The 22,210-nt window shown below is 62.1% G+C and carries 26 protein-coding genes; 13 read left to right on the forward strand and 13 right to left on the reverse strand.

Going from position 1 to position 22,210, the window contains the following annotated elements; genetic code table 11:
- Positions 1-837, forward strand: coding sequence for a metallophosphoesterase family protein (locus HD842_RS02780; protein WP_183550639.1), 837 nt, complete (start codon positions 1-3; stop codon positions 835-837).
- A 17-nt stretch (positions 838-854) separates the two neighbouring features.
- Here HD842_RS02780 and cls read toward each other — a convergent pair whose 3' ends face one another.
- Positions 855-2,243 carry a cardiolipin synthase gene (gene cls, locus HD842_RS02785; protein ID WP_183550642.1) on the reverse strand — a complete coding sequence of 463 codons (1,389 nt, stop codon included), beginning with the start codon at positions 2,241-2,243 and terminating at the stop codon, positions 855-857.
- Positions 2,240-4,441 carry a site-specific recombinase gene (locus HD842_RS02790; RefSeq protein ID WP_183550645.1) on the reverse strand — a complete coding sequence of 734 codons (2,202 nt, stop codon included), beginning with the start codon at positions 4,439-4,441 and terminating at the stop codon, positions 2,240-2,242. Before HD842_RS02790 ends, cls begins: the two co-directional genes overlap by 4 nt.
- Before the next feature lie 196 nt (positions 4,442-4,637).
- Here HD842_RS02790 and HD842_RS02795 point away from each other — a divergent pair, with 196 nt between their 5' ends.
- Entirely contained in the window at positions 4,638-5,474 is an 837-nt protein-coding gene (locus HD842_RS02795; RefSeq protein ID WP_183553540.1) for a branched-chain amino acid aminotransferase, read from the forward strand.
- Positions 5,475-5,661: 187 nt separating this feature from the next.
- On the opposite strand, the gene HD842_RS02800 is transcribed toward HD842_RS02795, so the two are convergent.
- From HD842_RS02800 to HD842_RS02815, 4 genes are all read right to left on the reverse strand, one after another.
- A complete protein-coding gene (locus HD842_RS02800) occupies positions 5,662-6,330 on the reverse strand; it encodes an OmpA family protein (RefSeq protein WP_183550648.1) in 669 nt (222 codons plus the stop codon).
- A 108-nt stretch (positions 6,331-6,438) separates the two neighbouring features.
- Positions 6,439-6,585 (reverse strand): lmo0937 family membrane protein, encoded by a 147-nt coding sequence (locus HD842_RS02805; protein WP_005671362.1) that lies wholly within the window; start codon positions 6,583-6,585, stop codon positions 6,439-6,441.
- 86 nt (positions 6,586-6,671) lie between these two features.
- Positions 6,672-6,896 (reverse strand): hypothetical protein, encoded by a 225-nt coding sequence (locus tag HD842_RS02810; protein WP_183550651.1) that lies wholly within the window; start codon positions 6,894-6,896, stop codon positions 6,672-6,674.
- A 175-nt stretch (positions 6,897-7,071) separates the two neighbouring features.
- Positions 7,072-7,770 carry a glycine zipper 2TM domain-containing protein gene (locus HD842_RS02815; RefSeq protein WP_183550654.1) on the reverse strand — a complete coding sequence of 233 codons (699 nt, stop codon included), beginning with the start codon at positions 7,768-7,770 and terminating at the stop codon, positions 7,072-7,074.
- A 185-nt stretch (positions 7,771-7,955) separates the two neighbouring features.
- On the opposite strand from HD842_RS02815, the gene HD842_RS02820 reads away from it, so the two are divergent.
- Positions 7,956-8,684: a Crp/Fnr family transcriptional regulator gene (locus HD842_RS02820; RefSeq protein WP_183550656.1), complete on the forward strand. Its 729-nt coding sequence runs from the start codon at positions 7,956-7,958 to the stop codon at positions 8,682-8,684.
- Between the two features lie 112 nt (positions 8,685-8,796).
- On the opposite strand, the gene HD842_RS02825 is transcribed toward HD842_RS02820, so the two are convergent.
- From HD842_RS02825 to HD842_RS02835, 3 genes are all read right to left on the reverse strand, one after another.
- Positions 8,797-9,018 (reverse strand): glycine zipper 2TM domain-containing protein, encoded by a 222-nt coding sequence (locus HD842_RS02825; protein ID WP_183550660.1) that lies wholly within the window; start codon positions 9,016-9,018, stop codon positions 8,797-8,799.
- A 20-nt stretch (positions 9,019-9,038) separates the two neighbouring features.
- Positions 9,039-9,365 (reverse strand): BON domain-containing protein, encoded by a 327-nt coding sequence (locus HD842_RS02830; protein WP_183550663.1) that lies wholly within the window; start codon positions 9,363-9,365, stop codon positions 9,039-9,041.
- Positions 9,366-9,484: 119 nt separating this feature from the next.
- Positions 9,485-11,554: an AsmA family protein gene (locus tag HD842_RS02835; protein ID WP_229424568.1), complete on the reverse strand. Its 2,070-nt coding sequence runs from the start codon at positions 11,552-11,554 to the stop codon at positions 9,485-9,487.
- Positions 11,555-11,764: 210 nt separating this feature from the next.
- Between HD842_RS02835 and HD842_RS02840 the strand changes: the two genes are divergently transcribed.
- The 7 genes from HD842_RS02840 to HD842_RS02870 all read left to right on the forward strand — a co-directional run bounded on the left by HD842_RS02840 (position 11,765) and on the right by HD842_RS02870 (position 16,307).
- Positions 11,765-12,154, forward strand: coding sequence for a DUF4398 domain-containing protein (locus HD842_RS02840; RefSeq protein ID WP_183550666.1), 390 nt, complete (start codon positions 11,765-11,767; stop codon positions 12,152-12,154).
- Between the two features lie 93 nt (positions 12,155-12,247).
- Positions 12,248-13,171 carry an OmpA family protein gene (locus HD842_RS02845; RefSeq protein ID WP_183550669.1) on the forward strand — a complete coding sequence of 308 codons (924 nt, stop codon included), beginning with the start codon at positions 12,248-12,250 and terminating at the stop codon, positions 13,169-13,171.
- 38 nt (positions 13,172-13,209) lie between these two features.
- Complete coding sequence (locus tag HD842_RS02850; RefSeq protein WP_183550672.1) at positions 13,210-13,743, forward strand: ferritin-like domain-containing protein; 534 nt, start codon at positions 13,210-13,212, stop codon at positions 13,741-13,743.
- 63 nt (positions 13,744-13,806) lie between these two features.
- A complete protein-coding gene (locus HD842_RS02855) occupies positions 13,807-14,151 on the forward strand; it encodes a DUF883 family protein (protein WP_183550675.1) in 345 nt (114 codons plus the stop codon).
- A 13-nt stretch (positions 14,152-14,164) separates the two neighbouring features.
- Entirely contained in the window at positions 14,165-14,551 is a 387-nt protein-coding gene (locus tag HD842_RS02860) for a phage holin family protein (protein ID WP_183550679.1), read from the forward strand.
- A 23-nt stretch (positions 14,552-14,574) separates the two neighbouring features.
- Positions 14,575-14,967: a hypothetical protein gene (locus HD842_RS02865; protein WP_183550695.1), complete on the forward strand. Its 393-nt coding sequence runs from the start codon at positions 14,575-14,577 to the stop codon at positions 14,965-14,967.
- Positions 14,968-15,164: 197 nt separating this feature from the next.
- Entirely contained in the window at positions 15,165-16,307 is a 1,143-nt protein-coding gene (locus tag HD842_RS02870) for a DUF3616 domain-containing protein (RefSeq protein ID WP_183550698.1), read from the forward strand.
- 28 nt (positions 16,308-16,335) lie between these two features.
- On the opposite strand, the gene HD842_RS02875 is transcribed toward HD842_RS02870, so the two are convergent.
- Together HD842_RS02875 and HD842_RS02880 are read right to left on the reverse strand one after the other, a co-directional pair.
- On the reverse strand, positions 16,336-16,683 hold the full coding sequence (locus HD842_RS02875; protein ID WP_183550700.1) for a hypothetical protein: 348 nt from the start codon (positions 16,681-16,683) through the stop codon (positions 16,336-16,338).
- A gap of 111 nt (positions 16,684-16,794) precedes the next feature.
- The gene (locus HD842_RS02880; RefSeq protein WP_183550703.1) at positions 16,795-17,253 is read right to left on the reverse strand and encodes a glycine zipper 2TM domain-containing protein; all 459 of its coding nucleotides are present in this window, start codon (positions 17,251-17,253) and stop codon (positions 16,795-16,797) included.
- Positions 17,254-17,519: 266 nt separating this feature from the next.
- Between HD842_RS02880 and HD842_RS02885 the strand changes: the two genes are divergently transcribed.
- The 3 genes from HD842_RS02885 (at position 17,520) to HD842_RS02895 (ending at position 19,749) form a co-directional block, all read left to right on the forward strand.
- On the forward strand, positions 17,520-18,053 hold the full coding sequence (locus HD842_RS02885) for a hypothetical protein (protein ID WP_229424569.1): 534 nt from the start codon (positions 17,520-17,522) through the stop codon (positions 18,051-18,053).
- Positions 18,054-18,132: 79 nt separating this feature from the next.
- Positions 18,133-18,447: a BON domain-containing protein gene (locus tag HD842_RS02890; RefSeq protein ID WP_183550710.1), complete on the forward strand. Its 315-nt coding sequence runs from the start codon at positions 18,133-18,135 to the stop codon at positions 18,445-18,447.
- 45 nt (positions 18,448-18,492) lie between these two features.
- Positions 18,493-19,749, forward strand: coding sequence for an AI-2E family transporter (locus HD842_RS02895; RefSeq protein WP_183550713.1), 1,257 nt, complete (start codon positions 18,493-18,495; stop codon positions 19,747-19,749).
- A 37-nt stretch (positions 19,750-19,786) separates the two neighbouring features.
- Here the strand turns inward: HD842_RS02895 and HD842_RS02900 are convergent, their stop codons facing one another.
- Together HD842_RS02900 and HD842_RS02905 are read right to left on the reverse strand one after the other, a co-directional pair.
- Positions 19,787-20,701, reverse strand: a complete 915-nt coding sequence (locus HD842_RS02900) for a YihY/virulence factor BrkB family protein (RefSeq protein ID WP_183550716.1) — start codon at positions 20,699-20,701, stop codon at positions 19,787-19,789.
- An 86-nt stretch (positions 20,702-20,787) separates the two neighbouring features.
- Positions 20,788-21,816 carry an OmpA family protein gene (locus HD842_RS02905; RefSeq protein ID WP_183550719.1) on the reverse strand — a complete coding sequence of 343 codons (1,029 nt, stop codon included), beginning with the start codon at positions 21,814-21,816 and terminating at the stop codon, positions 20,788-20,790.
- Positions 21,817-22,210 lie beyond the last annotated feature (394 nt).

The following is a 22,210-nucleotide window of genomic DNA, read 5'->3' on the forward strand; positions in this document are numbered from 1 at the left end:
ATGCGCACTCTCGTTCACCTGTCCGACCTGCACTTTGGCCGCGTCGACCAGGCCCTGCTCGGCCCGTTGCGCGAGCTCGTGCACAGCATCGCGGCCGATGTCGTCGTCATTTCGGGCGACCTGACCCAGCGTGCCAAGGTGGAAGAATTCGAAGAGGCGCGCGCGTTTCTCGATTCGCTGCCCGGACCGCAGATCGTCGTGCCGGGCAACCACGATATTTCGCTGTACAACGTGCTGCGCCGTTTCGCCCGGCCGCTGTCGCGCTATCGCCGCTACATCACCGACGATCTCGAGCCGGTCTTCATCGACGACGAGATCGCCGTCGTCGGCGTCAACACGGCCCGTTCGCTGACGATCAAGGACGGGCGCGTCAGCCACGAGCAGATAGCCGCACTGCGCGAGCGCCTGAGTGGCCTGAGCCCTGACGTCACGCGCATCGTGGTCACGCACCACCCGTTCGACTTGCCCGATCACTTCGAAAAGCGCGACCTGGTCGTGCGCGCTCCGCTGGCGATGGAAGTGTTTGCCGAAACCGGCGTCGATATCCTGATGGCCGGGCACATGCACGCCAGCCACGCCGGCAGCACGGCGGCGCGCTACCAGATCGATGCGTATGCGGCGCTGGTGATCCAGGCCGGCACGGCGACCTCGACGCGCGGGCGCGGCGAAGTCAATTCATTCAATGTGGTGCGGGTGGATGCGCAGCGGGTCGAGATCGACCGCTACGGCTGGGATGCGGTGGGCGGCAAGTTTGAGCTGGTCAATACCGAAAAGTTCATGCAGGCCGGCAGCGTCTGGTCGCCGCACACCGACGGCATGCTGGCTGCGGGGCTCTAAGACCCCACCAGGCGCGCTCAGATCCAGTATTCGGTCAGGCGCGCCATCGCTTCGCGCAGGCGGTCGGACCATGGCCGCCGTTTCCACGCGTCGAGCTTGATTTCTTTCGAATGGACGACGTCTTCCTTGAACGCGGCTTCCATCTCGCGCCCGAAGGCCGGGTCCAGCACGACCACATTGACTTCATAGTTGTGGATGAAACTGCGGCGGTCGATATTGGCCGAGCCGATGGAGGACCACATGCCATCGATCACCGTGGTCTTGGCGTGCAGGACCGCCACTTGCAACTGGTGAATGCGCACGCCGCCCGCGAGCAGCTCTTCGTAGAACGATTCACCCGCATGCCGGATGAAGCCATGGTCGGACACGCCGGGCAGCACGAGCTGCACGTCCACACCGCGCTTGGCGGCGGCGATCAGGCCGTCGACGATCTGGCGGTCCGGCACGAAGTAGGCGGCTGTCAGGTAGATCGATTTCTTCGATTCGCCGATGGCCACAACGAGTGACTTGTAGATGGACGAATCGTGGTCCGGCGACGTGGCCAGCACGCGCACCACCTTGTCGCCCGCAGGCGCCAGTTGCGGGAAATAATCGATCTGCGGTAATTCACCGGCGTCCTGGTGCACCCAGTTATCGATGAATGCCCACTGCAACGCGCCGACCGCAGGGCCCTGGATCTTGATGTGCGTGTCGCGCCAGCCGACCTTGTCCTGGCTCACGTCGTCCGGGCGCTTCTTGGAACGGAACAGCGAGCTGTTCGCGTAGGTGCTGCTGATGTTGATGCCGCCGGTGAAAGCCACGAGCCCGTCGACGATCATGATCTTGCGGTGATCGCGGTTGTTCAGCGCCCATTTTCCGGGGCGCTTGGTCGGGTCCACCGGATTGAAGACCAGCACGTTTACGCCGGCCTGGCGCAGCCGGTCGAAGAATTCCTTCGGTGTGGCCAGCGTGCCGACCCCGTCGACCATGATATTGACCACGACGCCTTCGCTGCGTTTCTGCATCAGGATCTCGGCGAACTGGCCGCCGATCTCGTCATGGTCAAAGATATAAGTTTCCAGGTTGATCGATTTCTTGGCCCCGCGCGCCGCTTCCATCATTGCGCGCATCGTTGCCGGGCCGTCGAACAGCAGCGTGACGGCATTGCCGGCGATCATCGGCACGCCGGTGGCCTGTTCTTCCAGCACCGCCAACCCCTTGAGATCGGTCGACGCGCGCGCCCAGCGCCGCTTGAGCAGCGCCGCCGCCTGTTTCTGCTTGAGTTCGCCATGCTGCGTCGTGACCGTCGGCGTCGACTGACCGGGCGCTCCGGTCATCGTGCTGGCATCGGGCAGTGACTTGCAGGCCGTCACCGCGCAGGCAAGAGCGGCGATGGCACACCAGGCGGCGAAGCGCTGTTTGATCATTTTGATCCTCGTACGGGTTCTGCATCAGGGGGCGCCAGTTGGCGGTGCTTGGGGCCGAGGAAGAATTCCACCGGCGAATACGCAAAGCGGCGGCCCAGTGCCTGCACCAGGAGGATGCCGCGCTTGAAGCGGATCTTGCGTGCGCGCAGTGCAACCCACAGCGCCAGGCCGAAGCTGACCAACAGGTTGACCGTACCGATCATCAAGACGCCAGCGGTCGCGTTGAGAATCTGCGGCAATGTCATCTGGTAGTCAAGCGCCACCAGCGCGGTCGCGAAATTGGCGGCCGAGAACGTGATGTGGCGAATGTCGATCGGCAGGCCCAGCAGGAAGCCGACGGTGCCCGTGGTGCCCAGCAGAATGCCGAAGAAGAAGTTACCCATCAAACCGCCCAGGTTGTTCTCGACATACGCGCCCAGGCGCGCGAGCCGTGCCGGACCCAGTAGCGTGCGCAGGCCGCGCAATTGCTGGACGCGCTGGCCCATACGGGTGTACAGCGCCTTATTGTCATAGTAGCCCGATACCAGGCCGGCCACGAACAGCCAGACGCCGGCCACCGCCGCATAGAACAGGGCAGGGCTGTTGACGGGGTCAATCTCGTTGAGCAGGTGCAGCGCCTTGATCGGGTCCACCAGATGTTCGCCCCGGTACCAGCGCACCCCCTCGGCAATGGCCCAGGCCACCGGGAACGCGACCAGCACGTTGCCGAGCACCGCCACCATCTGGGTGCGGAACACTTTGTTGACGAGCTCAGCGAGCCGGTCGACGTCCAGGCCGCGCCCGGTCGCCGAGCGGTGCAGCGAAGCCGCGATGCGCTGGGCCGTCATGGCCGGCTGCTTGGTCGCCACCGTAAAGTGCAGCATGTGGATCAGCACGAAGCCGAACGAGTAATTCATGCTGAACAAAAAGGCCTGGACCAGCGGCGGCGAGTGCAGATAGCCCAGCAGAATCTTGAACAGTGCCATGAAGCCGACGATGAAGCCGGCACCGGACGACGACCACAGCATCTTGCGCAAGCCCTTGCGGTCTTCGGCGATGTAGTGCTCGCCTGTGCGGCTGGCGTTTTCGGTGACATTGCGCGCCAGCAGGTCGACGTTGTCGCGCACCAGGTTCGTCACCTGGTACTTGGTGTTGTGCGCTTCGATGAGTTCTTCGGCCAGCTCGATCACGGCGCGCTCGCGCGCCGTCAGTACGAGCGGCGGCTGGTCCGCCACGACGGCGACATTGCCTTGCGGCGTCAGCGTGACGGCCGATGCGGCCGCGCCGGCCAGCTGCGGCGTGCCGGCTGCCATGGCGCTCAGCACGCCCTGGGTTGCAGCCTCTGTGTCAGCCGCCGTGTCGGTGTCCGTGGCAACCTCGGGCACGTCCACCAGGAACAGCAGCTTTTGCAGGCGGTCGATACTTTGCTGCAGCGCGACCAGCAGGTAGGTCAGGGCGATGCTGGTGCCGCTGCTCAGCGCCAGGCGGCGGATCTTGAGCACCACGTCTTCGCACTGGTCGAGCATCACGAGCAGGTGGCGCGCATCGTCCGGACGCGGGATGTCGCCGTTCAGGTAGCGCGCATATTCATCGAGGTAACGGTTGACCTCGATGTTCTGCATCAGGAACGGTGAGTCGAAGTTCTCGATCTGGCTGTAGCTGTGCACCAGGCGCGGCTCCAGACCCAGCGCGCAGACGCGGCACGACAGCGTGCGGATTGCATCGAGCAAGCCCTTGAGCGTGACGACGCGCGCGCGGCCAGGGTTCGCGTCGGCCGGGACCGGCGCGCTTTCGATCACATGGAACAGCGCCATCCAGTCGGTGTCGGGCACTGCGCGAATCCATTCGTAATCGTCCTGGCGGTACAGCACCTGGTCGAGTGCATCGGACAGGTACAGGTCTTCCAGTGCCGGCGGCAGGAAACGGTACGTGATGCGGCTTTTCAGCTCGGTGACGAAACCATCGTTCGACAGGATGCCGATGTCACTGTACAGGCTGGTGTGGCGGCGCTTTTCGAGCAGCGTGGTGATGTAGCGGCGCAGCGCCCAGGCCTGGTCGGGATTGCCCTTGAGAAGCTGGGTCAGCGTCCGCACGGACTGGGCCGGATCGTCCACGGTTTGCCACACCCAGCGCTGGCGCGGGCGCAGATGGCACACCAACTCAACCAGCAGGTCGATGTTGTCACTGTTGGGGTCGATTCGTTCGAGCGTAGAAAGCATGAAAAAAATTGATACTGGAAAGCCTCAGTGTACGCGAGGCGCCCGGCCTGGATGGTGTGGCAACGAACAGTAACGTTGTGGAAATGTCCGCATGGCACTTTTAGTGCCCGAACTGCCGGTGCTGGCGGCTGGACGAGGGCAGGGCAATCCCGCTACACTGGACTGGATTTGCAATGTTGCAGTGACGAAGGAAACCATGTACCTCACGTATTTCAACGGCCAATGGGCCGAGGGCAATGTGCCCTTGTATGGCGCGATGGACCACAGCCTGTGGCTGGGTTCGTCCGTTTTCGATGGCGCGCGTTCGCTTGCCGGCAAGCTGCCCGACCTGCGGCCACACCTCGAGCGCGTGATCAGCTCCGCCGAGAAACTGGGCCTGGCCTGCCCCCTGAGCGTGGACGAGATGGAAGCGCTGGTGCACGAAGGCGTCGCGAAGTTTGCGCCGGATGCCGAGCTGTATGTGCGCCCGCTGGTGTTTGGCACGGAAGGCTTCCTGATTCCGGTTGCCGAGAAAAGCCAGTTCGCGCTGACGCTGTTCGATGCGCCGCTGCCGCCGTTCGTCGGGTTTTCGGCCGGCCTGTCGACGATGCGCCGGCCCCAGCCGAGCATGGCGCCGACGGATGCCAAGGCATCGGCCCTGTACGCCAACTCGACCCGCGCCATGCGCGAAGTGAAGGCGCGCGGCTTCGAGCAGGCGATCATGCTTGACGGCGAAGGCCATGTCGCCGAATTTGGCGCCTCGAACCTGTTCCTGGTCACGGCCGACGGCAAAGTGGTCACGCCCCGCTTGAATGGCACGTTCCTCGCGGGCATTACGCGTGCGCGCGTGATGGCGCTGCTGGCCGGTGTCGGCATCGAGGTCGAAGAACGCACGGTCGACGAAGCCGAGCTGCGCACGGCGCGTGAAATCTTCAGCACCGGTAACTATGGCAAGGTCACGCCATGCACCCGCTATGAAGACCACGTGCTGGAAGTCGGGCCGGTCGCAAGCCAGGCGCGCGAACTGTATATGGCGTTCACGCAGGCCGCGTAATCATTGGTGCGAATGCGTAGGGTGGACGGCTGCGCCGTCCACGCGTTCAAACTGATCCTGCTCCGAGGTATGCGAAGGCAGTTTGAACGCGTGGACGGGGAAACCCGCCTCGCCGGCCGCGTCCACCCTACAGCAATACAAAAGGCCGGCATTTGCCGGCCTTTTGTATTGCTACCCTACGTGGCGATTAGCCGCGTGCTGGTTCCGCGACATAGATCTCGACGCGGCGGTTACGCGCCTTGCCTGCGTTGTCGTTGTTCGAGGCGATTGGCTCGCGCGAACCGCGGCCTTCGATGGTGATGCGGTTCGGGTTCACGCCGCGGCCTGCCAGGTAGTCGCGGGTGCGCGATGCGCGGTCGACCGACAATGGCTGGTTGATGCTGTCGCTGCCGGTGCTGTCGGTGTGGCCGATGATCACGACGTTGGTGTTTGGGTTCTCTTGCAGCGTCGAAGCGAAGCGCTGCAGCACTGGCTGGAAGTTGCCCTTGATGTCCGAGCGGCCCGTGTCGAACGAGATGTCGCTCGGGATTTCCAGCTTCAGGCGGTTATCCGAGGTCTGGGTGACTTGCACGCCGGTGCCCTGGGTCGCTTGTTCCATGGCTTGTTTTTGCTGTTCCATGCGCTTGGACCAGATATTGCCGATCACGGCGCCGGCTGCTGCGCCAATCGCTGCGCCGCCTGCCACACGGCCGCCGCCACCGCCGCTGGTCGTGCCGCCGATCAGGCCGCCGAGGCCCGCGCCAATGCCGGCGCCGGTTGCGGTACCGCGCTGGGTGCCGGTCATGTCTGCGCAACCGGTGGCCGTCATGACGACGATGGCAACTGCTGCGGTGGTTTTGATGAAGTTTTTGTTCATGGTGGAACTCCTTAAAAGTAAGAAATCCGTTTCGCTGTCACACCATCAAAAGGCGCGACCGCGAAACGGATTGAATTTTACGACAAGCAGAGACTTGCCATAAAAATACTATATACCGCGACCGCTGATCAGGCGAACCAGGATCATGATGACGGCGACGACGAGCAGGATGTGGATGAAACCGCCGATGGTGTACGAAGTGACCAAGCCGAGCAGCCAGAGGATAACGAGGACGACAGCAATTGTGTACAGCATGATGAATCTCCTAGAAGGGGTGCGCCGGTTGCGCTGTGTGACCAGTATGTTGTTTCCTGAAAGCGACTACCGTACGATGGCGTACATTAAACGCAACTTTTTTGTTTTTGCACGCCAGGGATCCAGCCCATCATCCCGATCAGGCCAGTAAAGCCGATCAGACACGTCAACAGGCCGCCAGCGATCAGGAACAGCACGTCATGCGCTTCTACCAGCCCTTGCACGGCAGGCGCCGGGCCGGCCGACAGCAGGCCGAAAAGAGTCAGTACCATTCCCCAAATGATGATGCCGATCCAGGTTAATGTGTTCATGCGCGGCTCCCTGATGAATGCTGTTCGCCAATCGATTCAGCATGGGAACAATTGTCGCCTTAGCTCATCAATAATTCCGTGCGATGGCACACATTGCAATTAGGAAAAAATTTGGCCGGGATGCTTGCGCGATCCCGGCCATTGGTGTTGCTGCATAAAAGAAGCTGATTCTTGCTTATGCCACCGAGCGCAGACGGCCCTTGACGATGCGTACGCGGTCGCCGCTGCCCCATTGTGGCTGGCTGGTCTGGTGGAAGGTACGCAGCGTGCCGTCATCCAGGCGCACCCGGATTTCATAGCTGGTCGTTGCCTTCACATTGCCTTCGACCTGGTTGCCCACGACAGCACCGCCGATGGCGCCCGCCGCGGTGGCCAGCGTCTTGCCATTGCCGCCACCGATCTGGTTACCCAGCAAGCCGCCAAGGACGGCGCCACCGGCTGCGCCCAGGCCACTGCCTTCGGCACGTTGCTTGATTGCGCGCACCGATTCCACGTTGCCGCAGTTTTCACACCAGTTGCTCTTTGCTGCCAACTGGGTCGGCTCGCTTTCCTTGATCTGCGTCACAGGCGCAGCTTGTTTGACAGGTGCCGGTGCAGGTACGGGAACCGGCGCAGGGGCATAGGCTTGCGCTGGCGCCTGGGCATCGGCAGGGTAGGCGTAGCCAGGCGGTGGCGCACCTTGTGGCAGGGTCGAGGCGAGCGCTAGGCGATCGGCTTCGGTCAGCTGACGGTTGGCCGTGCCGCCGACCGACGATGGCAGCCAGCCCATGATGGCGGCGGTGCCGACCAGCGAGAACAGCACGACAGCGGCGGCGGCCAGGAGCAGCAGCGGGTGGGTGCGGTTCTTGACCGGCATGGTTGGAGGGGTTGTCATCTTTTGTTCCTTTCGTATAGGCATTAAGCCGGATGTCCGATGATTGTCCTCAGGAACAACTAATGCTTCCGTGCGTCACCGTACATACCTGCGCACCCTGTGCGATTAGGCTCCATCACATTGTTTGTAAATGTAACTGGTCGTAGCGGTCCCGGCTGGCCCACGTACCAACCTGTGAGGAAATAATGAATTCTGCCGTCCACCCGCCTGTCTTCGAGCCCAACAGTAATTTGTTACTCGCAGCACTTCCCCCGCACGATCTCGCCCAGATGCTGCCGCAGCTCGATGAGGTCAGGGTGGAAGCTGGCCAGGTCTTGTGCGAAGCGGGCGATCCCATTCTTCATATCTATTTCCCCCACGATTGCCTGGTGTCGTTGCTGGGCGTGGCCGAAGGGCGCATGACGCTCGAGGTCGGTCAGGTCGGGCGGGAAGGCATGCTCGGCGCCACCACGGCGCTGGGCCACGACATCACGCAAGTGCGCGCCGTTGTTCAGCGCGCCGGTAGCGCGAGCCGGATGGAAGGCGGCCGCTTTCGCCTCGAAGTCTCGCGCAATCCCGCGTTGCAGCGCGTGCTGTACCGGTACACCGATTCCTTGCTGGCCCAGGCGATCCAGATCGCCGTGTGCAGCCGTTTCCACGTGCTCGAAGCGCGCCTGGCCCGGTCGCTGCTCGTCACGCGCGACCGTCTGCAATCGGATAAATTCCACCTGACGCACGAGTTTCTCGCGCATGCACTGGGTGTGCGCCGGGTTGGCGTGACCAAGGCGGCCAGCGCGTTGCAGCAGCAGGGCCTGATCAATTACAGTCGGGGCAATATCGAGATCCTCGACCCGGAGCGCCTGGCGGCAGCGGCATGCACCTGCTACCAGATCGTGCGCGAAGCGGGGGCTGCGCCGGCCACCGATACCGTCTGAGTTAGCCAGGGCGTAGCGCGTCTCCCAATGCAAAACGCCCGGCAAGCCGGGCGTTTTGCATTCACTAACTGTTCACTAAGAGTTCGCTGGCATTGCTGCCAGCGAACGGAAATCAATTGGTGGTCTTGACTTGGTTGCCGACCACGCCGCCGACAGCTGCGCCGCCAACGGTGCCGACTGCGCTGCCGCCGGTCAGGACGCCACCGATCACAGCACCGGCGCCAGCGCCGACTGCGGTGTTACGGTCTTGCTTCGACATGTTCGAGCAGCCGACCATACCGAAAGCGGCGGTCGCCAGGGTTGCCGTCACTACCAGGTTTTTGATGAGTTTCATGAAGTTCTCCTTTGATGGGGTTATTTCAGGCGCAGGTCATTCCTGACCGATTTCACGCCGTTGACGGTTCGCGCGGCCGAAGCCGCTGCGGCGACGCTGTCGGCCGAAGAGACGAATCCCTGCAGCCGGACAATGCCTTGGTGCGTATTGACATCCAGATCGGACACTTTCAGGTCGGGATCACGCCTGATGGCGCTATGCACCCCGGCAGTGATGACATCGTCCTGGACCGCTTCGACCTTGCCGAAACCGGGTAATCCGGACGTGCATCCCGTCAGTGCTCCACCAGCCAGTGCGGCCAGTAAAACGGGGATGCTGCCAAAACGCTTGATGCTCGATCCGTTCATGCGGGTGTTTCTTTTCTTGATGACCTGAGCGTGATCATAGTCAGGATTGCCAAATTGATCTGTTCGGCAACACACAGAGCCCGTGCCAGGTTGTTACAGGTTGTATCCGTGAGGCTATTTCATCGACGTTGGCGTCGACCCGGTGGCGGCGCACTGGGCGCCTGGCGTGCCTGCGCCAACAGGCGCGCGCAATCGCTGTCTTCACCGGGCCCCGTATTGATCAACGGGAGCAGGGCAGCCAGTGGCGCGGCGACGACAGCCAGTGCGGCGGCGCCGCCTGCTTTCATTGCCAGCACACCCTTGTCGATGGCCACGTCCGGCTTGCTGAACGGGCCGCGCACATACAGTGGCGCGCGCAGCGAAAAGATGCGCAGCGCCTTGGTTTCGGGCCGGATACGCAGTTCCATCTGCTCGCCCGCCAGGTTGATGGCGCCGTCGACGGTGATGATGGCTTCCTCGGTGTCGACGATGAAGCTGCGCGTGCGCGCGACGCCATCCTGGACGGCAAAGTCGGCCGCCACGCAGTTGAGTTCAACCTGCTTGTCGCCGAACAGCTTGGTGACGACGATGTTCGCCACGTTCAAGCCGGCCATTTCCAGCAGCATCTTGCTTACCGTGCCTTCGCTGACGAGCGCCTTGAGTTCGCCATTGGATGTGGCCAGCAGCGATGCGACCGAATTGCCGGTGGCCGACAGCTTGGCGTCTGCATTGATCTGGCCAGCGGTTGCCTGCATCTGCTCGATCTTCGGGAACAATTGCTTGATGCCGATCTTGCGGGCCCGAACGTCCGCCATCGCCTTGATGGCGTTCTTGCCGCTGCGCCCGCTGCCATCGAGGCGAATGGTGGTGCGCACGGTGCCGCCGGCCATGCCGAATTCGAGTGGGTCGAGCCGGAGCACACCGTTGTCCATCTTGATGTGGCTGCTGAGCTTACTGATCGGCAGCGCCTTGTCACGCACGATATTGTCGGCGGCAAAGCGCACGTCGGCATCCAGCGCTGTCCAGCGTTCGGTGTGGAATTCTTCCACTGGCAATACCTTGCCGCTCGGCTGCTTCGTCTCGACGCCGCGCGCCGCCTTGCTGGCGTTCGAATCGGCGCCGACGAGTGGCGCCAGATCGGCAAACACGAGCTGGCGCGAGCGCACATTGCCTGACAACACCGGACGCGCGCCACCGGTCGCGTACTCGAGGCGCCCGCCGATATCGCTCGCGCCCACCTTGCCGGCAAAGCCGTCGTAGACCCAGCGGCTGGCACCCTTGGCCAGGCGGCCGGTCAGGCGGCCCGACGTGGAAAACGCCGGCGTTTCCGGCAATAGCACGCCGGTAAATTGATACAGGCGCGCCATGCTGGCGCCGGCCAGTTCGAGTTGCACGTCCAGCGCGGCGAGCCGGGCCGGATTGGTAACGGTGCCGGCAATGGCGATGCGCGTCTTGCCCGATTTGAACTCACCCTGGATCGGGTAGGGCGCGGTGGCGTCCTTCAGCGAAAACACCGAGCCGAGCTTGCCCCCGCCGCCCACTTTGGCGCCGTTGTAGGTTCCGTCGAGCGTGAACGCCACGCCATAGACCGGATCGCGCTCGAGCGTGCGCACCCGGGCCGTGACATCGGCCTTGGTGACCGCATCCTTGACGTGGATGACGCCGTCGGTCAGCACGACGCGCTCGAGGTCGAGATTCCAGCGCGACGGTTGCTCGTTGCGCTGGAAGGTCCAGTTATTCGTGGCAGCATTTGTGCGCAGCAGGTCGACGCGGGGCGCGTCGAAGCGCAGCAGCGGAATGCCGATCCGCTTGTCCAGCAGCGCGAGCGGATCGAGCGAGAAGGAAAACTGGCCGACGCTGGCCATGTTCCCGGCCGCCATGCCGGCCGGATTGCCGATCGTGGTGTTGCGCGCCACGAGGTAGGGCCACGGGATGTGGTCGCGCCACGTGCGCTCGGCCGGCGCTATCCGCGCTGCGGGACGCTCCCACGACACAGTCAGGTCGCCCTGGATGGCAAACGGGCGATCGATGGCGTCGCTGACCTTGTTATTGATCCACGGCCGGGCGCGGTTCCAGTCGAAGGTCGCAATGACGATGATGGCGATGACGGGCAGCGCGATCAGCACGGCAAGGATCCACAGGCCGATCTTCTTCTTGCTGCGGCGCGGCCCCGGTGGGCGCTGCGCCGGCAGCGGCATTGTCTCGGCCATGAAAGTCCTTTGTCTGTGGTAGATGTGATGGGTGCGGCGAGGGTAGCCTACGCGGGTCTGTGTCAACGTGCGATGGCGCACCCAGTGCCGGCGATAAGCGCCGTATGCAGCCGGGGTGCCCATCACTGCAGACAATGTGCGTCACCGAACTGAGCGCATTCCATAACAGGTTTATAACGTTATCTACACCACTTCCGAGGAGAAAATGTAATGAATAAACATCAATCGATGACCGGGTTTGCCCGCCTTGGCTGCGTTGCCGCTCTGCTGGCACTGACGGCCTGCGCAAGTCCTGACAAGGCGCCTGCGACGGCGGACGTGGCTGTCTCGCGCAACGCCATCGAGAACGCGGTGTCGGCAGGTGCAGCTGACCTGGCGCCGGCAGAAATCACGGCGGCACGTGAAAAGATGGGCAAGGCCAATCAGGCCCTGGCCGCGCGCGACTACAAGCTGGCTCGCGAACTGGCAGTCCAGGCCCAGGCTGACGCCAAGCTGGCCCAGAGCAAGGCCGTGTCGAGCAAGGCAACTGCCGCGTCGACCCAGCTGAATGAAGACTTGCGCGTGCTGCGTGAAGAAGTCGACCGCGCCAACACCAACTAATACCAGGCAAGCAATTGCACTGCTTCCTGTCTGATGCAGACAGGAGTTCGCGCCGACGATCCGGCGCATATGGAAAATAAAAGGAATAACAACATGAAAAACCGCAAATCCGCCGTATCGATCCTGGCCGCCGCCGTGCTGGCCGCCGCCTGCGCCAGCGCACCCATGACCACGCCAACGCTTGACCAGGCGCGCGCCGACTTTGTCAGCGCCAACAATAATTCGCAGGTCTCGACCTACGCACCCCTCGAATTCAAGCAAGCCAGCGAAGCCCTCGACCAGGCCAACCAGGCTGCAGCCCGCCGCGAAAGCCTGAGCGACATCGACCGCCTGGCCTATGTGGCCAAGCAGCGCATCGCTACGGCGCAAGAAGTCGCCAAGGGCAAGGCCGCCGAAGCGAATATCGCCGACGCAACGCGCCAGCGCGACATGGTCCGCCTGGATGCCCGCACCGCCGAAGCCGATCGCGCCAAGCGTGATGCTGAAGCCGCCCAGGCTGCTGCCCAGCAGGCCCAGGGTCAGGCGCAGCAAGCCCAGATGCAGGCACAGGCCGCCCAGGCTGAGACGGCTGCCATGGCCGAACGCGCTGCCAAGCTCGAAGCGCTGCTGGTCGACCTGCAAGCCGTGAAAACCGAACGCGGCTTTGTCGTGACGATCGGCGACGTCCTGTTTGCGACCGACCAGGCCGTGCTGAATGCGAATGGCGTCTCGACGCTGCGCAAACTGGCCGACGTCATGGCCCAGAACCCGAACCGCACCGTGCTGATCGAAGGCTTCACCGACAGCACCGGCAGCGAGAGCCACAACCAGCAACTGTCCGAACGCCGCGCCGCCGCTGTCGCGACCGCGCTGGCAGGTCAGGGCGTGCCACGTGAACGTATCGCCATGCGCGCCTACGGCGAAGCATTCCCTGTTGCATCGAATGACAGCGCAGCAAGCCGTCAGCAGAATCGTCGCGTCGAAATCGTTCTGTCGAACGAAGGCGCAGCCATTCCGCCACGCGCAGCAGCGCGTTGAACACATTTTTTGAACCGACTCTGAATTAAGGAATGACAATGGAACAAACCAACAACCTCGGCCACGGCTTTGATGTCTCCGCAATCCGCAAGGCAGCCGCCAACCTCGACGACGGCGCCGTCACCGAGGGCTACCAGGCCGACCGTGAAGCCGTCATCGCGATGCTGAACGATGCACTGGCCACCGAACTGCTGTGCGTGATGCGTTACAAGCGCCATTACTACACCGTCAGCGGTCCAGGCACCGGCCAGATCAAGGCCGAGTTCCTCGAGCACGCGCAGCAAGAGCAGGAACACGCCGACCGCATCGCCGAACGCATCGTGCAACTGAACGGTTCGCCAGACTTCAACCCGGCCACGTTTGCTGCCCGCAGCCACGCCGAATACGACGCGTCGGAAAACGCACAGGACATGGTCCGCGCCGACCTGATCGCCGAACGTGTGGCGATCGAATCGTATCGCCAGATGATCGTGGCGATCGGCGACAAGGATCCAACCACCCGCAATATGCTGGTGGAAATCATGGCCGTCGAAGAAGAACACGCCGACGATATGCGCGACCTGATGGCCTGAGCTTGACCGTGACCCGCCCCGTGCGGGTCAGTTTCAATGATTGATTAGTGACAGGAGTAGAACATGCTAGACACTTCCCGCAACAGCCACGGCAGCATGCACCCGATCAGCGGCAGCACCTATGCCACCCAGTCCGACATGAAGGCCCTCGTGCGTGACGCGCAGTCGATGCTGACCGCCGCCGCATCGCTCACCGGCGAGAAAGCCGAAGAGCTGCGTGAGCGTGGCATGGCACTGCTCGACACCGTCCTGGGCGGCGCTAGCCTGGTCCCGACGCAGGCCGTGGTCAAGGGCAAGGAACTGGTTCATACCGCTGATGTCTATGTCAAAGACAATCCGTGGCGCATCGTGGCAGTAGCGGCAGGTGTCGGCGTGCTCATTGGCGTGCTACTTAGCCGCAAACATTAAGGTTGGGGGCTACGTGGATAAAGAAGAAGCAGTCGTGCATAACCCCGGCGTATTCGCCGGCATTTCCAGTTTGTTCAAGAGTCTGTTCGGGCTGGCCGTCTCGCGCGTCGAGCTCGCCGCGCTGGAGCTGGCCGACATCCGCAATCACATCATCGAGCTGGTGGCCATCTTTGCCGTGGCCGCGCTGGCGGTCTGGTTTGCCATCGCCTTCGGTGCGATGACGATCGTCGCGCTGGCATGGGAATCGATGGGCTGGACCATCCTGTTGATCATGTTCGCCGTGTTTGCACTCATCACGGCCATTCTCGTGGCCAAGGGCATGGCACTGATCAAGCAGAACAAGCTGGGCTTCCCGGCGACGATGAAAGAACTGAAAAACGACCGCGAGATGCTGCTGTGAGCGGCGCACCCAAAGAGGCCAACATGCACAAACACGACAAGACGACCGGGTTGGCCGGTCATCAACACAGTCTGGACCCGGCAATTCGAAAGCAGGAGCTGCTGCGTGAAGGCGAGTTCTTCCGCGCTGGCGTGGCCCATGCCAAGGCCAGCATCCAGCATGGCATCAAGCCTGAAGTGATGCTGCGCTCGGCGTTCGACCACACCACGGTGGCGCTGCGCACCAAAGCCGACGCGCTGCTCAAGCCGACCGGTACCAATGTGTCGATGCTGATGCCGTATGCCATGACTGCCGTGAACTTCGTGCGTCAGCGTCGCATGGGCAAGCAGGCAGCGGGCGCTGCAGTGGGCGTGGGCATTCTGGGCTGGTACCTGAATCGCCGGCGCACCCGCAAGGCCAAGGCCAAGGAAGCATGAGCATGAACGTGTGCCGGCGCCTTCGCGCGCCGGCACACGACTTAACGATCACGAATGACGCTGCAGGATAGTACGCTGTACCGGCTTTGGTGGGGCTTGAACGGCGTTCCAATCGCAAGTTGGACGCCGTCTTTTTTTGTCCGCCTGCTTCCTGCCGATCCAGTATGCTGCACCCGTCCCTTCACCGCGAGAACCCCATGCATCCCTCAAATATTGTCCTGCTCGAATTCCATCCGGAACGCGATGACCTCAGTCCCGACAAGGAGTTGCGCAATGGCCTGTCGGTGGCGCTGCGCATGGGCAAGACGTTGTGGCTGGCAAACGATGAGTCCGTCAGCATCGAGCGCCTGACGCTGGTGGAGGAAGACAGCCGCGGCCAGAGCAGCTTTGCGCGCCAGCACTACCAGTTCGCGCTGCACGATTTCTTCGACCTGCCGCTGCCGGCGTTCGACCCCGAAAAAGGCCGCATCAACGAAGCCGATGTCGAGGGGCTGGCCTGCGATGGCAAATATATGTGGGTCACGGGCTCGCACAGCCTGCGCCGCAAGAAGCCCGACCCGCTCGATGGCAACAAGCGCACGCACAAGCGCCTGGCGACAGTCAGTGCCGACGGCAACCGCTATCTGCTGGGCCGCATCCCGATGGGTGAACAGGATGGCGTGCCCACCTTGCTCAAGGAGGTCGAGCACAAGGGCAAGCGCCGCACTGCCGCGCTGCTGCGCGGCAGTGCGCACGGCAACGAACTGACGGCGCAGCTGAAGCAGGATGAACATCTCGGCCCATTCCTGGCCATTCCCGGCAAGGACAACGGTTTTGATATCGAAGGCATCGCCCTCGCTGGCAAGCACGTGCTGCTGGGCCTGCGCGGGCCGGTGCTGCGGGGCTGGGCCACCATCATCGAAGTAGCCCCGGTCGATGACGAGACACCGGGTTCGCTGCGCCTGGCACCGCTTGATGCGGATGGCAACCTGTACCGCAAGCACTTCCTCGACCTGGGCGGACTGGGGATTCGCGACCTGTGCAAGCAGGGCAGGGATCTGCTGATCCTGGCCGGCCCGACGATGGATCTGGATGGTCCCGTGACGCTGTTCCGGTGGGTTGGCGGCGCCGAGCCGGATGGCGAAACGGTCGTCTCTGCCAAAGTGCTGGAGCACGTGCTGAACCTGCCGTTCGGGCAGGGCGTGGATCACCCGGAAGGCATCGCGCTGTTTGCCAGTCGCGACGGGGCCGATGAGGGTTTGCTGGTGGTGCACGATTCGGCGTCGCCGAGCCGGCAGATCGGGGAGAGTACGCTGGTGGCGGATGTGTATCCGCTACCGTCGCGCAAGAAAAAGCGCTAAAGCCAGTTGGCGCTGGCTCACTTCAGCTTCAGTTCGATGGCGCCTTGGTCAGCAGCGCCGAATCGCGCTGGAAGGTTGCACGCGCTTCGGCCACGCAGGCCTTGCGATCAGCGGCAGGCTCTTGCTTACAGGCGTTCTGCGCTTCCTGCAATGCGGCGCGCAGTTCCTTGCGCAGCGTCTGTTGCTCGGAATCGTTGCGGTACCAACGCGCCGGATCGCCATTGGCAATTTCCTGGGCTTGCTGACGGGCGGCGACCTGGCTGACATTGGCGTCGCCACCTGTGGCCGGCGTCGATTGCGCGGCAGCGCTCAAGCAGGTAAGGGAGGTTGCGAGCGCGAGCAGGCAGGCGGTGGTGGAGCGAATGACGTGGGCCATGATGGTCTCCAGGAGCGGGGCGGAAGAGGGTCGTTCTGACGAGGCAGAAGCGGAAGCGGGCGTATGCCCGATCTCCGCTCCTGCTCCGGTGGTGCCGGGTCGATCGGTGGATCAGTAACGGTAGACGCGGCCGTCGACGATGCGAACGCGGTTGCCCACGCGCAGATCGTAGACGCTGTCCTGCATTACGGCGCGGTATTCGCCGTTATCCATGCGGACATTGATCTGATACTGCTCAGGGCCCTGTGCGTTGCGGTTCTTTTCCACATTGTTACCAATTGCTGCACCGGCGACACCGGCAGCCACGGTGGCTGCAGTGCGGCCGCCGCCGCTGCCGATCTGGTTGCCGGCCAGTGCACCAACGACACCGCCCAGGATGGCGCCGGCGCCGCTCGTGCGGTTTTCACCTTGTGCGACCTGAATCGAATCGATCACGCCGTAGCCAGCCGACGCGCTGCTGCTGGCATTGTTGTAGCCGCCGCCGAATGGCTGCTGGCTGTTGCTGGCGCAACCAGTGAGCAGGGCGCCGGTGGCGAGGACGACAGCGATAAGTTTACGGTTTGCATTCATATTGTTCTCCTGACAAAAGGTTTTACTCAGAATAGACACGCTGGAGATGGGGGTCTGTGCGTTGCCGCACTCACCTTGTTTTGCTTTGGGGTCCGACCTGTCGTCAGGGGACGGTGGATATGTCAGGCAATGAGCGTTGTTTGCGTGACACAGCCCAACACTCTGCGTCTTGTGTTCGCCAGCGTACAGAAGGCGGGTGTGGCGCATGTAAAGATAGCGCCAGTGTTGACAAATGGTGAACAAAAATAATGAAGACTCCGCATGTGATGTTCCTGATCGCTGTTGCCATGGCCTGGACTGCTCCGGCTCTGGCACAAGTGGCAGGGCAGGATGCGAAGGCCGCTTATCAATACGCGATGGACACTGCCGAAGCCGGCTATGATGCCGCCAAGGCCAGGTGTGACACCATGGCCGGTGTGCCGCACGAGATCTGCGTTGCCGATGCCCGTGCAGCGCGGGTCCGGATCGAAGAAGAGGTGACGGCAGCCCAGAAGAACACGCTCGCGGCCTATACCCAGGCACGCACGCGTATTGCGACCGCGTTTCATGAACGCGACAAGACGCGCTGCGGTGCGCTGGTCGGGAATGACCGCGAAGTCTGCCTGGCCCAGGCCAAGGCGACACTGGTTGCGCTCCAGGCAGATGCCCGGGCCGACCGCAAGGCGATCGAAGCGCGTCTGGATGCCAATGACGTCAAGATCGAAGCTGAATATCGCGTCGCACTGCAGAAGTGCGATGCCTTCGCCGGCGCCGTCAAGGACGGGTGCGTGAGCACCGCCCGGACGGCATACGGCAAATAAACCTGCGGGCCGGCTTGCCGGCGCCGCGCAATCCGCCCGCAAGGGTAAGTTTTAAACATGATCATTATTAGGAGCCATCATGAAAATCGCTAAAAGCATCATCTCCGCTGCCATCTTCGCTACCGTCGCTATCACCGCTGTCGGTTGCTCGTCGACCAACAAGCAAGCCAGCACCGGCGAATACGTCGACGACGCAGTGATCACCACCAAGGTCAAGGCTGCCCTGATCAATGACCCTAACGTGAAAGCACGCGAAGTCAACGTCGAAACCTTCAAGGGCGACGTTCAGCTGTCGGGCTTTGTTGCTGATGCACGCGATGCACAGCGCGCTGTCGAGATCGCACGTGGCGTCAAAGGCGTGACCGCGGTCAAGAACGACATCCGCGTGAAGTAATAGTCGGATCGCCGGGGCGGCCCGGTCACTTGTTCAGGCACACATATGCAGCTAGCTCAATCTGATCCGGCCATGCCGGCAACCCCGCCTGATACTGCCGCCCCGGGGGCTTTGCCCCCAAGCAGTAACGGTGACGCCCTCCATCCCGAGGTGCGTTCCACCGGCGACGATCTCGCGCTTCACATCGGTGCGCTACGCGTACCACTGCACGTCAACGCCCGCGGCCTCGCGCTCGGCGTCCTCGCTACCATCGCTTTTGTCTTCGCGCTCCAATGGGCGCAAAAATTCTTCGTGCCGCTTCTGCTCGGCATTCTGATCGCGTATACCCTCAATCCTGTCGTGCGCTGGCTCGAGCGCTGGCATATCCGCCGCATCGTCGGCGCCACGCTGGTTACCGTCGTGATCGTGGGCGCGATGGCAGGCACCGTGTACCGGCTGCAGGGTGAATTCTTCAATATCATCGACGATCTGCCGACGCTGACATCGAAAGTCACGCGCATCCTGTCGAATACAACGGGCGAACGCTCGACGCTGCAGCAGATGCAGGCAGCCGCGGCCGAGATCGAACGTGCCGCCAGCAATGTCGGCTCGGATGCCCGCCGCGTGACGCAGCAGCGGCGCCAGAATACGGGTGATCCCTCGTCGAGCTCGCCAATTCGCGTGATGGACTGGGTGCTGGCCGGCTCGATGAGCCTGGCGGCGTTCATGTCGCAAGCCACGATGGTAATCTTTCTCGTGTTCTTCCTGCTGCTGGCGGGCGATACATTCAAGCGCAAGCTCGTCAAGCTGACGGGCCCTTCGCTGTCGCGCAAGAAAGTCACGGTCCATATCCTGGACGACATCAACACATCGATCCAGAGCTATATGTTCATGCTGCTGGTGACCAATGTCCTGCTGGCGCTGCTGATGTGGGGCACGCTGCGCGCGATCGGTCTGGAAAACGCCGGCGCATGGGCGGCCTTTGCCGGCGTGGCGCACCTGATGCCTTATTTTGGTCCACTCGTAATCACGGTTGCCACTGGCATGGCCGCGTTCCTGCAGTTTGAGACCGTGGGCATGGTCACACTGGTGGCGGGCGCATCGCTCGGCATCGCGACCCTGGTCGGCATGGTCGTGGCAACCTGGATGACCGGCAAGATCGCGCGCATGAATCCGGCGGCAGTCTTTGTCAGCCTGTTGTTCTGGGGCTGGCTCTGGGGCGTCTGGGGCTTGCTGCTGGGGGTGCCGCTCGTGATGGTGCTCAAGGTCGTGGCCGAGCGCGTCGAGGGGATGGAAGTGGTGTCGGAGCTGCTGGGAGAATAAGGTCGGCAGCCAGGCCGCCGACCTTTGAGTTACAACGTTATTCCGCCTTCGGTTTCGGGTCCACGCCCGTTACCGACTTTGGCTTGTTACGCAAGCTACCCATCTGCAACGCATACTGGCGCGCGAATTCTGCGCCCAGGAAAAATATCTGCGCCGAGTAATATACCCACAGCAGCAAGGCGATCAGCGAACCGGCGGCGCCGAAGCTGTCGGTGGTGCCGCTGTTGCCGATGTACAGGCCAATCCCGAACTTACCCAGCGTGAACATCGCCGCCGTGCCAAGCGCGCCGATAGCCACGTCTTGCCACGACAGTTTGACGCGCGGCAGCAGCTTGTAGATCACGCCGAACAGGGTAGCGATAACCAGGAAACCCAGGCCCGAAGCAATCCAGCCAATGACGATCGCAGCGTCTTGCCACATACCGCTGATAAATTTCTCAGCCACCGTTGTGGCGGCGCTGATCACCAGTGACACCATCAGCAGGAAACCCAGCACCAGGATCACGCCAAACGACAACAGGCGGGTGCGGATCAGGTTCCAGATGCCGCCATTTGGTGGTGCTGGCAGGTTCCAGATTTCGTCCAGGCTGTCCTTGAGTTCTGAAAATACCGTCGTTGCGCCGACGATCAGCAGCAATGTGGCCACGATTGTGGCAAACATGCCCGTTTCCTTGTTTTGCGCACCGGCCAGGATGGCCTGGATGGTATCGGCGCCCTGGGCACCGACAAGACCGCGCAATTCATTGAGCAATTGCCCTTGAGCTGCTTCCGCACCGTAGAAAAAACCGGCAACGGCAATCACCAGCACCAGGATCGGCGCCAGCGAAAACAACGTATAGAACGCCAGCGCAGCGCCTTTGCTGGACGCCCGGTGATCGATCCAGTCCATCACTGCAGCGCGCAGCACCTGATAGATCTGGTGCGTGTACGGGAACCATTTATTCACTGCCATAACCGCTTCTCCAAAAGAAAAGGGGGCCGAAGCCCCCTCGATCTTGCATGGTCACCGCCGACATGCGGCAGTGACAGCTTCAGGTATTAACGCTGGACTGGGACTTCAACCGTGATCTGGTCGACTTCGACGCGACGGTTAGGTTCCAGGCAAGCGATCAGCTGAGCGCGGCCTTTCTGGTTGCACTCGACGACTGGGTTAGCTTCGCCCTTGCCGATAGCGCGCAGACGGTTACCGTCGATGCCTTTGCCGATCAGATACTCACGCACGGCCATGGCGCGACGCTCCGACAGCTTCTGGTTGTACGACTCCGAACCCAGACGGTCGGTGTAACCGGTGATTTCGACGTTCGTGACGGTGGTGTCAGCTTGCAGGGCAGCAGCGATTTCGTCCAGCTTAGGTGCTGGGGTGATCACGACAGCCTTGTCGAAGGCGAACATCTTGGTCGCTTCGAGGGTGACTTTCTGGAAGCGTGGTGCTGGTGGTGGTGGTGGTGCGACTGGCTCAGGTGCTGGAGCTGGTGCTTCGACCACTGGTGCCGGTGCTGGCATTGGTGCTGCTGGTGGTGGGTTGAACGCGTAGTTCACGCCGACGGTCAGCATTTTGTTGTTGCTGCGCTTGAAGCCGAACAGTTCGTCATCACGCAGGAAGCCACGCACGGTGCGCAGGTCAGCTTGCAGCGACCATTGCGGGGTCAGGCTTGCCTGGAAACCGATACCAACGGTGCCGTACGGCGAGTTTTTCTCGACGTTACGCAGTGGGTTGTTGACCTTGTCACGCTCGACGCCCAGACCGAACAGGATGAATGGACGGAAACGCTCACGGCTCAGCATCAGCAGAGCGTCCGCGCCCAGCAGGGTCTGGCGGTATTCGCTACGACCCTGTTCGAAACGGGTCTGGCTGGCGCCGACCTGGATGTCCCAGTTCTGACTTACCGCCTTACCGAACTTCAGGCCGCCACCCGTGTCGCGGTCGTCAACGCCGAAGTCGGCATCTGGCTTAACGTGGTTCACGCTAGGCTGGATATACCACGATGGGTTGATCTCTTGAGCGAGGGTGGCGCCGGATGCGCACAGCAGTGCAGCAGCCAGGGCGATTTTCTTGGTGTTGTTCACAGGTAACTCCCGTTGGTTAAAATTGATGACAAAGCATGCGTCAGCAGCTAAGTTGGATAAAGCTTAACAGTGCCAGTTCCGAATCCTCGGTGCGCTACCGCACCTAATGCAAAAACGCTGTGCGATTTTACAACAGTGGTCAAATTCGCACATTTCTAAGGTGAAACGAACTGTAACGACGCTGTCATGTTGCAGATGAAGAGGGTGCACACTGCAGAATGTCATGTTGGGGTCATGCAGGTATAGTGTTGCTTGTGCAGATGACATGGTGCGGCAGCGTCGTCATGTCTTAGAGAGTTTACAAGATTGCAAGAGTTCCACCAGCGGCGCCAAAACAACGTGTTTTGTGCTCTGCACCATGGTGCTCTCAGGAATCTTGTCGAATGTTGGATGG

The sequence above is a fragment of the Massilia aurea genome (genome assembly GCF_014200505.1).
Lineage (GTDB): Bacteria > Pseudomonadota > Gammaproteobacteria > Burkholderiales > Burkholderiaceae_D > Telluria > Telluria aurea_B.